Origin of the sequence: Sulfobacillus harzensis, from assembly GCF_012933365.1 — a bacterium.
Lineage (GTDB): Bacteria > Bacillota > Sulfobacillia > Sulfobacillales > Sulfobacillaceae > Sulfobacillus_B > Sulfobacillus_B harzensis.
Map to the genome: position 1 here is coordinate 1 of NZ_JABBVZ010000106.1, position 11,234 is coordinate 11,234.

Annotated in this window: 12 protein-coding genes; 1 reads left to right on the top strand and 11 read right to left on the bottom strand. The window is 59.5% G+C overall.

The window, feature by feature from the left end; translation table 11 throughout:
- Positions 1-219 precede the first annotated feature (219 nt).
- A complete protein-coding gene (locus HIJ39_RS18780) occupies positions 220-495 on the top strand; it encodes a hypothetical protein (protein WP_169102449.1) in 276 nt (91 codons plus the stop codon).
- Between the two features lie 15 nt (positions 496-510).
- On the opposite strand, the gene HIJ39_RS18785 is transcribed toward HIJ39_RS18780, so the two are convergent.
- The 11 genes from HIJ39_RS18785 to HIJ39_RS18835 all read right to left on the bottom strand — a co-directional run.
- Positions 511-675 (bottom strand): hypothetical protein, encoded by a 165-nt coding sequence (locus tag HIJ39_RS18785; protein ID WP_169102451.1) that lies wholly within the window; start codon positions 673-675, stop codon positions 511-513.
- Between the two features lie 17 nt (positions 676-692).
- On the bottom strand, positions 693-941 hold the full coding sequence (locus HIJ39_RS18790) for a hypothetical protein (RefSeq protein WP_169102453.1): 249 nt from the start codon (positions 939-941) through the stop codon (positions 693-695).
- A 101-nt stretch (positions 942-1,042) separates the two neighbouring features.
- Positions 1,043-2,551 (bottom strand): hypothetical protein, encoded by a 1,509-nt coding sequence (locus HIJ39_RS18795; protein WP_169102455.1) that lies wholly within the window; start codon positions 2,549-2,551, stop codon positions 1,043-1,045.
- A complete protein-coding gene (locus HIJ39_RS18800; protein WP_169102457.1) occupies positions 2,548-3,288 on the bottom strand; it encodes an ABC transporter ATP-binding protein in 741 nt (246 codons plus the stop codon). The genes HIJ39_RS18795 and HIJ39_RS18800 overlap by 4 nt, the downstream gene beginning before the upstream one ends.
- A gap of 355 nt (positions 3,289-3,643) precedes the next feature.
- Positions 3,644-4,303, bottom strand: a complete 660-nt coding sequence (locus HIJ39_RS18805) for a PAS domain S-box protein (protein WP_169102459.1) — start codon at positions 4,301-4,303, stop codon at positions 3,644-3,646.
- 145 nt (positions 4,304-4,448) lie between these two features.
- Entirely contained in the window at positions 4,449-6,482 is a 2,034-nt protein-coding gene (locus HIJ39_RS18810; RefSeq protein ID WP_169102461.1) for an EAL domain-containing protein, read from the bottom strand.
- 202 nt (positions 6,483-6,684) lie between these two features.
- The gene (locus HIJ39_RS24720) at positions 6,685-8,136 is read right to left on the bottom strand and encodes an HD domain-containing phosphohydrolase (RefSeq protein WP_169102462.1); all 1,452 of its coding nucleotides are present in this window, start codon (positions 8,134-8,136) and stop codon (positions 6,685-6,687) included.
- A complete protein-coding gene (locus HIJ39_RS18820) occupies positions 8,129-8,764 on the bottom strand; it encodes a sensor histidine kinase (RefSeq protein ID WP_169102464.1) in 636 nt (211 codons plus the stop codon). The genes HIJ39_RS24720 and HIJ39_RS18820 overlap by 8 nt, the downstream gene beginning before the upstream one ends.
- Before the next feature lie 51 nt (positions 8,765-8,815).
- A complete protein-coding gene (locus HIJ39_RS18825; RefSeq protein WP_169102466.1) occupies positions 8,816-9,031 on the bottom strand; it encodes a hypothetical protein in 216 nt (71 codons plus the stop codon).
- Positions 9,028-10,833 carry a FapA family protein gene (locus HIJ39_RS18830; protein WP_169102468.1) on the bottom strand — a complete coding sequence of 602 codons (1,806 nt, stop codon included), beginning with the start codon at positions 10,831-10,833 and terminating at the stop codon, positions 9,028-9,030. Before HIJ39_RS18830 ends, HIJ39_RS18825 begins: the two co-directional genes overlap by 4 nt.
- Positions 10,830-11,234: response regulator (locus HIJ39_RS18835; protein WP_207711789.1), on the bottom strand; the 405-nt coding region annotated here is incomplete at its 5' end. The genes HIJ39_RS18830 and HIJ39_RS18835, both read right to left, overlap by 4 nt.

An 11,234-nucleotide genomic window follows, 5' to 3' on the forward strand; every position in this document is an offset into this window, starting at 1 on the left:
GGCAGTCCGCGCGACCGGTCTTACACCGGCTAGCACATCACGGTTTCCTGGCTGCACGGCTAAGCTTTACTCTGGCCACCATTGCAGGCGGCACGTGTTCCTTGAGCTTGCAAGGCGCAACCCCCGAATCTGCCGTAGGGACGGCACACTCGGACAACGAGCTGTTAATAACCCTTGTGACCTCAACGCGGTACAATGACCATAAGGCAGGGGGGCGCGGTGGGGGATTATCACGTATGGCGCTTCATCCTTGAGACCCTGAACGGAGTCGTTGTTTACATCCGATTGCAAGGGCGACGGGCGCGACTGATCTTGATCGGTCTATTCGGCGTCGGCTTGATCGGTACAGCGATCTTTGGTTGGGACCGCACGCCGCACCAGTTGCACCAATTGGTAGTGGTTACGGCCATCAATGTCGTTGGGCAGACAATGCTCATCGCGGTTTTCGGCTGGAATCCCGGCAAGCCTCGTCGACGCAAACGACACGCTCGTTAGGTCGTGTTCACAAACCTAAGGCGCGGGTTGATCTAAAATCGCCAGCAACAACGTCGCAATCGGGCCAATGAACAGGGAAATGAAAAACCAGTTCAACCCGCGCCGACCTTTGGCCTGAGCGATGTTGGCATTGATCAGCATCAGCGTGCCCCACCCGACTTCGTATCCATGTGATCCCATCTTCATTCCTTCCTGTCCTACCGTAACGTCCGCCGAACATCCCTCACGATGGCCACAATCACCACCACCAAGGCCATGTTGATAACAATCCAAACACCTACAAACAGTCCCCTCAAGAATCCATGCAGTCGGCCATTCTCACCGCTGCTCAGAATCATCGAATCCGACGCCAATAACAGCAGGCCCACAGCCAGACGATAATTGAGTGGCATCCGACGCCAGCGTTGGCGGCGACCAGCCTTCCATGCCCGGAACCTCGCGATCATGCATTCACCTCTACATGATGGGATATTGCGAGAATAGTATATCGTCTCCGAGGTGCGTAGCGAACGCGTAATGCCCGATTGAGGCTCCCCTCAGGCGACAGCTATCTCCGTAAACCGCGAAGTTCCGTCCGGCGAACCCCTATGGCTCGCCCACTTCGAATCGCCGCCACCCCCACGAGGATCAGCGGCACCAGTAAAGCCAGGACCGGATGAGCCAGCGCGGAGCCGACCAACAGCATCACACCACAAGCCAAGACGGCCGCGTCATGTTCCCCGATACGGCGCTCGCTGGACTCGCTCGTCAGCAATGGGCCTTCGGCTACCCACCAGGCCACAATCAGTCCAAACCAAAAGAGGCCGTGAAGCCACGTCACGGGGACCGACAACGGAAGAACCACCCACAGCACAAAGCTGATCGCGGCGACGATGGTCAACGGTATGGCGGTCGCCCGGAGGTAGCGGTGGATGTCGCTTTCGGGCCAAAACTGACGGACAAAAGAGTTCCCCACGTCGTTGCGGTACCAAAGCTGCATTCCACCGAAGCGAAACCGGTAAGCGACCACAATCCAAAACATCCAGGCTGTCCAGGAGTGTGTCAAAAATACCGCTAACAGTGCACTCCGAAATAAGGCCGCCGTTTCCAGCAAGTACAACGCCTGCCGCGGCAAACGCAGGCCGCTGACGGCAAACCGCGAGACCTCCCACCATGGCATAGGCCAGGAGCGAAGCCGACCGCGCGCTTTCTTGCTGCGCATACCGTGCTGTACCAGCACGTCCCGGCGCACCACCTTAGCCCCTCCCATTCCGAAAACGGGCATTGCGGCGCGAATATCGGCATAGAGAGTGCTTTGCGAGGCGATAGAAATCATGTTCACCCGCCCAGAAACCGAAACCGCGAGCACCCAGAGTGCGGCCCACCCGGCCAGTTCCTCGACCAGAGCCAGCGCCACTGAGCTCGTTCCCAACGGCGCCAGCACTCGGGCAAACGGTGCCGCAGCCGTCGCCGTCAGGAGTCGAATGGGGATCATCAGGCCCGGCAAGAGCCACAACAACTTCGGGGGAGGGCCGGAACGTGCGGCGCGGGCGCTGGACAGAACCCATCCGGCCGTCTGGATGGCGGCGACGACCGCCGCTGTTAAGAGACTGGCACCGTAGAGATGTCGGCCTCCCAGCAGACTGAAGCCCACCGTCGCCACGATAAGAGCCATGACCACCACCTTAACCTGCTTCGACACGAAGCTGGCGAATAGGATAGCCCGCCGCGACAGCGGAGACACCGCCATCCACTCCAAATCACCATGAGGCATCAAAATGGGGAGCCGAGCCAGGGCTGCCGACCACCAGATCATGGCCGTCATGTAGAGCACGGTGGGAACCGCCACCGCAAGGCCAGGCGGTATTCTGGATCCGACCTCGTGGGCCATGTGAATCAATCCCGACCAACTGACCAGCACCCACCCGATTCCAATGAGAAAGAGGTAAAAAGCATAAACGCGCGTCATCATCGTGATGGACTTGGTGTCGACACCCAAGACCTCCAGCCAATACACGACATGGGCCTTCCATTGGCGCAGGCGGATTTGGGCCACCAGCTTGAGGTCATGCATCATGACGACCGACGCCGCGCTGCCAACGCATCCCGGAGCACACGAACAGGAATCGTGCTTTGGGCCACCCCCGAATACTGATCTCGCACGTGATTCCAAGACAAATCTTCGATGACTTCTCCTTGGTCAAGCAGAATCACGCGGTCGGGCGGATCCGAGTCGGGCAGCACATGCGTACTGGTCATGATGGTGATGCCCGAGTCCGCCAAACTGCGCAGATACTGGGCCAGATATTCCTGGGAATACGGGTCAAGCGGGCCGAACGGCTCGTCTAAAAGCAGGAGCTTAGGCTCGCAAATTAACGACATGGCCAACCCGAGTTTATATTGCATGCCGCGGGAAAAGCTCGCCGGAAAGGCGTCTTTGTTTGACCAAATCCCAAAGGCGGTCATCAAGTCTTCCGCCGTCGACTGCCATTCGCCAATCCGATGCGCCTCGGCCACCCAGCCGACATGTTCCCACGCCGTGAATTCCGCATAAAATTGGGGCGTGTCCGGAACCAGCTTAATCCATTGCCGAGCCTGGCGCTCGTTCTTTTCCAGTGCACGTCCGAACAGCGAGACCACCCCGCCGGACGGTCGCTGCCATCCGGCGGCGCACCGAAGCAGGGTTGATTTGCCCGCCCCGTTTTCTCCCAGCAACAGAACGTACTGGCCCTCGGAAAGCGCCAAGCTTACTTCCCGCAGCGCGTGATAGGTTCCATACAAGACGTTCAATCGATCGAGTACCAAACTTTTCAATTCTATATGTCACCCGCCGTCATGGAGTTTGTCTTTCCTGGACCAGGACCTATTGTTGCAGCATGCACCCACCCGGTGCGGCGGACAGTTAGCCGCAATCTGCGGTTGACTGGCCACGTCGGGGTAGTCGAACAACCTAATACTCCTGCGATGACTATATCAGAAAACTTTGCCAAGTTGCTCGGCTGCCCTAGAGTCGGCTACTGCTTGATGCATTGTCGCCCCCGTTAACTACCGGAAGTTTCTAGGTGTATACGCTCCTAGCTGCTGTTGATACGCCCGATACCGGGTTCCAGGACGAGCTACATGCGCATGCGAACCCACCTATTGCGAAGATACCTCTGTGGGGATGAGCTTATGAGGTCGAACGGATATGGTCCGCCACCGAACCCACGACGGATGCATCGACCCAATGGACGTAATGGCCGCCGTTGACGCCAATCGCCCCTATATGTGGATTGCGACGGAGTACCCACTGCACCGATTGTTCCACCTGGCGTTGCACCTTGGAAGGCTGCGACGGCCTGGTGCTGTAGACAAGCAAAGTGGGTATCGCAATGCGGGCCAAGAGTCGCGGCGACTGAGCCCGATACAGCGCGAGGAGGAGCGCCAGCCCCGCAGTCACTAATACCGGTTCATAAGTCAATGCTTCGCGGAGATAGTAGTCGTCCTCGAAGGCATACCTGCCCTTCTGCCGACAGGCGTTGATGCGATGCTCCAGCGTCTCCGTCTGATCCGCCGGATCGTTGAGGCGGTCAAGCCACCGCGACAGGCGTTGGCTGCCAACCATATCCAATTGTTGGTTGGCAACCTCGCGATATTCCGAAACCACGAGATCTTGAAAATGAATCCCGACGACGTCCTTTTTGGCGTAACCCAGAATCTCGGACACCACGGGGTTCGCTTCCACAACGATTCCGTCCGTTGACAGCACAAACACTGCATCAGGATTGTATTCGATGAGCGAATGGTAGAGGTCTTTCGAGGGTTCCCCAAACACTAAATTCTGGCTCATTTGATCTCCTTTGACTTATGCTGCCTGGTATCGCCATTCGCTCGAGGCCGTGACTGGGGCGTCCCGGACTTTCGTCTGAGGGTGCGTTGTCGGTATCTTTAGCCCTATAGAAACAAGGAAATGGCCGTAACAAGCCCCGGCGCGTCTATGACAAAGACCGCATCCGGCGCCGTTTGTTCAGACGTTTCACGGCTTGTTTTCTTAACGTCCGCCCTCGGTCTTTGCGACACGTCACGTCTCGAATGAAGTATTGAACCGCCGACTTCCCCTCGTACACGATTTTAGCTCCTGTGGCTTCAATAACCAGTTCTTGGCCATCAAGGCGGATACAACGGTTTTCTAACGCAACGATCGGGGGTTCGGTCCCTCCAGTTGTGTTGGCGATGCGGCTCGCCACGTCCAGGTCTCGAAAAGGCGTGAAGTCGCGGACGGAACGTCCGATGAGATCGGCCCGGGTTGCCGCGCCACTCATGGTTACGGCGGCTTCATTACAAAACAGAATTTGTCCGTCGGCATGCACGACAATCGCTTCCGGCGACAGTTCCACTAATCGGCGGTATCGATCTTCGCTTTGGCGCAAGGCCTCTTCCCGTGTCTTGCGGTTGGTGACGTCTCGACTGGTGACTAAAATCCGATCCACGGTCCCATCCGGCGATACAATCGGGCTGGCGATGCCTTCGACCCAAAGGAGCGAGCCGTTTAATGTCGGAAATCGCCACTCCGCACACACGGTGCGGTTGGTGGATATCATTTCGGCCCAAAGTCGCCGAATCGCCGAGATATCGTCCGGATGTACCAAAGAAAAGGCCGACTGCCCTTCGAACGCGGACAGCTCACGCCCCAAGATCCGTGCGTGGGACGGGGACGCGTACTGGATGGTCCCGTTTCGATCCAAGATGGCAATGAGATCCTCCGAGTGTTCGGCAATCAATCGGTATTGCGCTTCTTGCTGCGCCAGACGGTCCATCAAGTGCGCCACTTCCTGTTCCTTTTCCACCCGGTCCGTCACATCAACACAAGATCCAATGACCTCGACGACATGTCCCCCCTGACGAATCGGCCGCAAGGAAGCCACATACCAAACTCCGTGGTGGCTTCCTTCATAGGTGACGTTCTCTTCCCCTTCCCACGCCCTCCGATAATATTGGGTTTTCCGGTCCGCCTCCTCAGGAGACAGAAAATCCTTGAGTTCCTGCCCAACCACGTGTTCGGGCGTGAGACCCAGGCGATACAGCAGTTCCCCGTCACACAACGTATGAATAAATCGGCCATCCCATCGGGTAAACTTGAACGTCATGCCTTGCTGGTGCCTCAACGTGTCGGCTAATTCCTGTTGTGTCTGATGAAACACGGCTTTTAATCGTTGTTGGTGGGATAATTCGGGGGGGATTCCCTCGCGATGGATAATCTCCTCGATCTGACCAAATGTCGAAACCAAGTCCTTGGGGGGCACCGGTTTACTGAACAGATATCCTTGGCCGCGGTCGCAGAGATGTTGTTGGAGAAAGATCAGTTGATCCTTGGATTCAATCCCTTCCGCCACCACTTCCACCTGCAACTCATGGGCGAGCGCGATAATGGTCCGTACAATCGCCGCATCCTTCCGGTCGACCACGCAATTGTTCACGAACGCGCGGTCAATCTTAATCACGTCGATGGGCAGTTCTTTGAAGTTCAAGAGCGAGCTATACCCAATGCCGAAATCGTCCAGGCTGATACGGACGCCGAGATGGGTTAACGATTTGAGGATGGGGAGAATGCGGGGAACATCCATCATCATGTCTTCCGTAATCTCTAGCTCCAACTGGGTGGGATCCATGCCCGTTTCACGCAAAATACCCTCAACGCTCTCGACGAACCGAGGTTGATACAGCTGACGCACCGCGAGGTTCACCGCCATGATGGTCGGTGGAAGCCCGGCGTCCCGCCATGCCACGCTCTGGGTACACGCATGTCGCAACACCCATTCACCGATGGGGACGATTAGGTCCGTGGCCTCAGCTATGGGGATGAACTCTGCGGGAGCGATGAGGCCGCGCGTGGGGTGATGCCACCGAATCAGGGCTTCAACCCCGGTAATGTGTCCCGAAGCCAAATGCACCTTAGGCTGGTAGTATAACTGGAATTGGTGACCGTCTAGCGCGCTTTTAAGATCGTGTATTATTTGTGACTTCGTCATACAATCTTCACCTTCAATCGTTGTCCCTTGTGGGGGTCATGATGTGTCGATGTGTATAAGTTGGGTCTCCACCAACGCTGCCGTTGCGTCACGTGGTGGGCGGGAACGGTATTGTAGTCACCGGGTGTCGCCCACGGCCAGGATATGTCTCCCCTTACCCCGCTATCGCCTGGGGCCCCTCAGCGGAAGGCTGGCGCTGCCTCTACGCGAGGGAATCGCCCGCTTGAAATATGGTTAGGAGGGCGGTTACGCATTCCGGCGCCAAGGCTTCGCCACCCGCGTGTTGAATGTCGTCGAGTACGGCCCGATGCCGGCGACCGTTAACGGTTGTCTCACGCGCATACCAATCGGCTGTGGCGAAAATCCGTGCCAACAAGGCAATCTCGTCGCCCGCCTTCCCTGCGGGAAATCCACGCCCGTCCCACCGTTCATGGTGGTCGGCAATGGCCGCTGTGACAACGTCCGGCAGACCCAAGCGATCCAGCAGTTGCACACTCATGGCCGGATGCTGTTCGTAGACCTCCCGAGCCGCCGGGGGCATCTCTTCCCTTGGATCGTGTGCCCCGCCCACCACTGAAAGGCCCAGATCTGCCAGCCGACAGACGTATGTAAGCCACTTCTGATCCTCAAAACCGAGACCCATCGTGTCGGCCAGGCGATTAGCGATGAAGAGCCGAATGTCGGCCAACTGTGACGCCCGCGGCTCCACCAGTTCTTGCGCCGCCATGTTTTCGAGCAGGACCGTCCAACGCGTGAGCTCGTCGAGCACCGGACTGGTCCGAACGGTATCGCCCTGCTGTTCCGCCTCGGCGATCGACTCATTCAGTGCGGCCCATCGATCCCAGCGTCCACTCCGCCCATAGAAACTTTGGGCATGGTCAAACAATCGCACGGCTAACCGGCCGTGGCCGGCCCGCCACGCCATCCGGCCCAGAACCTCCGCGAGATGCGCCATTTCTTCCGGCTCAAAACTGGTCATCCCGTCCCACATCGCCGCAAAGGCGGCCTGGCCCCAGCGGTGCATGGCGTCCGTCTGCCCCTCCAACAAGGCAAGACGTGCTAACCCATTCACTGCGCGAATCGCTGGGCCGTCGGCGACGGTAATCGCCTGCTCTAGCCATTGCCGTGCGGCGTCCAGCTGACGCAGTTCCAGATAACTCAGCCCGAGATTGGTGCAAATTGGATATTCGTAGGGGCTATTGGCACCGAGTAGCTGACGCGCCCGCATCAGGGAATGAATGGCCGATTCATAGAGCGCCATATCGCCCTGCATGCTACCCAAATTGCTGAACACAATGCCCCGCCGCTTCGGCGAAAGGCCATCCGAATCTTCGACAAGGGCTTGGGCATCACGAAACGCCTGGTCCCGTTGGCCGGCGAAGAGACGCGCGACCGCCCGCCGCATCATCAAGGCGGCCCGGCCTTCCTTGTCCTCCAAGGAGGTGACCGCCAGCGCCTGGTCGAAGGCCGCGATGGCCTCGGCGGGTCGCTCACGTTGCGCCGCAATTTTCCCGATGCCGTCATAGACACGAACCACCGTCGCGCGATCCGGCCCGATGGCCAACGCCTCGTCCCAAAAATCGCGGGCGGCTTCAAAGAGGCCCATGCGGAAGTAGCGTTCGCCGTGCGTGGCGAGGTCTTCGGCACTACGCACAGGGCACCGTAAACGTGATGCGCGTCCCGCGGCCAGGCGCACTGGCCAGATCAGCCTGCCCTCCAACCACTTCGAGCCGTTCCACCATGTTGCCCAATCCATAATGCCCCACAGGCCGGTGTGTCGGATCAAACCCCTTGCCATCGTCCGCCACGACACACGTTACGCGGTCATCAGAGGCTGTGAGCTCAATCCTGATGGCGCGAGCTTCCGCATGTTTAGCCGCGTTCGTCAAGGCTTCCTGAACGGCGCGATATAGCATCATTGCCGCATGCGCCGGCAGAACGCGCACATCACCGCTGACATGCAGCGAGACCGGGACCGCCCAATCCCGTTGAACGCGATGCGCCAAGCCCTTGAATGCGTCGTCGAGACCCATGGCGTCGACGGCGATGGGCTGCAAGTCATAGATGAGCTGGCGAAGCTCCGTGGTGGCTTGGATTAACCGGTGATGCATCCGCCGAATCTCCTCTTCGGCCAAAGTCGGATTGACCTGAATCAACTGGCTCAGCATATCCAGTCGCATACTCGTGTTTGACAGCACCTGTACCGGCCCGTCGTGCAAATCGCGGGCAAAGCGCCGCCGTTCTTCCTCCAAAATGCGCACCGCCTGTTGTGAGCGGTTCATAACTCACGACCTTTCAGGAAAAGGGGGAGGGGACATCCCCTCCCACTATGATTAATCCCAGATGTATTCCATCCGATCGTTGGTCGTCTTCATGGCCGTGCCCTGGGACGAGCGATGAGCCTGCCCCGCGGCGCTGCCCGTGTTGGACACCGCGTACGTCGGCTTGCCGGGCGTCCCCACGGCATTCGCCATATAGGCGGACGTCGCCGGTGCCGAACCGACCGCCAAGGTGGCGGCAGCCAACAGCCCAAGAATAACGCGCTTCATACATGATCACCCCCTTTCAATGTGGCGTAGGTCAGATGCAAGGGCCGGTGCGGGGTCCGCAACGTATGACGGAGACCGCCAATGACGACCAGCACTCCCGGATAGGCAGAATCCGCCTCAACCACCCCATCCGCCGATGCAATCTCGATGCTGGTCTCGGTCCCTTCAACGACGCCTAGCGTTTCGCATTGGACCCGTTCCGTGGCCGACACAAACCCTCCCACTACGGCGCGGGTGGCGATGACCGACGCGGCCGCCAAACGGGACGATCGGGCACTATCCACGGTGAGCGTGCCCGTGGCATCAATGGAGCTATTCTCGACCGTACTGAATCCCGTCGCATGCGGAATCCGCCCCATCGGCACCGCGTCAACCACTGGGTCACACATTTCGAGCTCGGTGCGTAGACTCCAGAGGTGACCAAGAACGTGGTCCAACTCCTCTCCCGCCATGAGATGATGCTGGATTTCGGCTGCCAGGTCGACCAAAGGTCCTGTCCACCGCAGTCCGGGCCAACGCGATGCGGTTTGTAACCACGCTAAGGACTCCAACACATCCGTGAACTTGTCCGCTACCACCCGCGCAAGCACCTCGCCCAAGCGGGGGCCCAGCGAGCGCAACTCATCGACCGTCAACTCGAGATCATAGAGCCCATCGACGACCCGCGTCGTATGATGGCGAATCCCGTCGCGGACATAGCGCTCGAGCCCGACGGTCACCCGTGACTCTGCGGTGGTGCCCGCGACCGTTATACCGCCCCCGACCACTACTTCGGCATTGCGCAGGTCACCGTGCACCGTCAGATTGCCGGAGACCACGACGGTCCGTCCCTGGATAGTGCCGCGTACGACGAGATCGCCGTCGACCGCCAAGACGTCGGAAGCCGCCCCGATGGCCGCCATCTCATGCTGCGCCACCACATCCACGACGTGCGCATCAAAAATGACCACGCCCGGGCGAGTGGCGACCAAATGGGTTCCATGGGTCATCACCGTCACGCCGGGGCCGAGACGCACCTCATGACCGGGTTGAATCATGGGGGCTGGCAGCGCCTCACCGCGGACCGTCTGACCAGCCCGTGCCGGCGCCGGACGGCGACGGCCAATCGTCTCGCCGGTGACAACCCTCCACGGCCCCTCCAGCCCTTCCGGGCGGAACGACTCCAGCGTTCCCCCGCCCGGCTGTGGAGCAACACCCCGTGCGACGACCAACGCCCCTGATTCGTGCCGCGCTAAAAACGCTTCGATGGTCGCGGCATCCACAATGCCCGCTGTAATACCGGCGCGCGCCAGATCGGTGTGAACCTGGGCCAGCGTCACCGGGGGCGGCTCGACTACGATGCGCCGGGGCTCCAGCGTAAGCCGTGGCGACGGGGTGCTCGGCACCAACGTCCGACGCTCTCCCACGACATACGCCACGTTGAGCACGGCCTCCATCCCGTCCGGCGACACCGTAATCGTTAGCCGCGACTGCGGCGCCTGTACGAGCAGGCGGACATGGACCCGCGTATTCTCCTCCAAAACGTGCTCGCCCACAACCCGCGACCCGTTGACGGACACGCGGAGCCAATCCCAGTCGGGCACCACCACCACGGGATAGTGACCATGGCGGCCGCGGGGATTTCGAATTTGGAGCTTGCCCGCACTATCCACCCAGATGAGCCCATCATGGGCTTCAAGCGAACGTAGTGGCTGCGGCGGCGAGGCTGGAGGAACCACGTGCGGATCGGGTGACGTGGCTGTCGTAACTGGTGGCAGCGATGGGCCCGTCGCACGCCAGCGCTTGAACCAACGGTCTATCATCTGAGCAACTCCCCCGATAGACGGGAGCCGTGGCCGACCACACTCCGTACAACCCGTTCGAGTTGCGTCAGCGTGATGGGCTTCGAGAGCAACCAGTGAACCCCGGTGGCCTGGGCCTTGGTTTCAATTTCAGCATCCGCACACACACTAATCATCGCAATCCGGACGTTCGGCCATCGCGTTCGAATGCGGGCCACCAGTTCGTCGCCGCGCATCCCAGGCATCTGGAAATCCGTCAGGACGAGATCAATGGGATGATGGTCGAGCCAGGCCAGGGCTTCCTCGCCGGTCGCCGCTTGGCCGACAACCCGTCCACCGACCTGCTGTAGATAGAATGATGACACCAGTCGGGCTCCCGGATCCGTAGTGGGTACACTACGGGTGTCTGGAAAACATTTCCG

What these genes read in the sequence shown, in the direction of transcription:
- HIJ39_RS18785 (WP_169102451.1), bottom strand. Translation starts at nt 675, where the DNA reads ATGGGATCACATGGATACGAAGTCGGGTGGGGCACGCTGATGCTGATC.
- HIJ39_RS18790 (WP_169102453.1), bottom strand. Translation starts at nt 941, where the DNA reads ATGATCGCGAGGTTCCGGGCATGGAAGGCTGGTCGCCGCCAACGCTGG.
- HIJ39_RS18795 (WP_169102455.1), bottom strand. Translation starts at nt 2,551, where the DNA reads ATGATGCATGACCTCAAGCTGGTGGCCCAAATCCGCCTGCGCCAATGG.
- HIJ39_RS18805 (WP_169102459.1), bottom strand. Translation starts at nt 4,303, where the DNA reads ATGAGCCAGAATTTAGTGTTTGGGGAACCCTCGAAAGACCTCTACCAT.
- HIJ39_RS18810 (WP_169102461.1), bottom strand. Translation starts at nt 6,482, where the DNA reads ATGACGAAGTCACAAATAATACACGATCTTAAAAGCGCGCTAGACGGT.
- HIJ39_RS18820 (WP_169102464.1), bottom strand. Translation starts at nt 8,764, where the DNA reads ATGAACCGCTCACAACAGGCGGTGCGCATTTTGGAGGAAGAACGGCGG.
- HIJ39_RS18825 (WP_169102466.1), bottom strand. Translation starts at nt 9,031, where the DNA reads ATGAAGCGCGTTATTCTTGGGCTGTTGGCTGCCGCCACCTTGGCGGTC.
- HIJ39_RS18830 (WP_169102468.1), bottom strand. Translation starts at nt 10,833, where the DNA reads ATGATAGACCGTTGGTTCAAGCGCTGGCGTGCGACGGGCCCATCGCTG.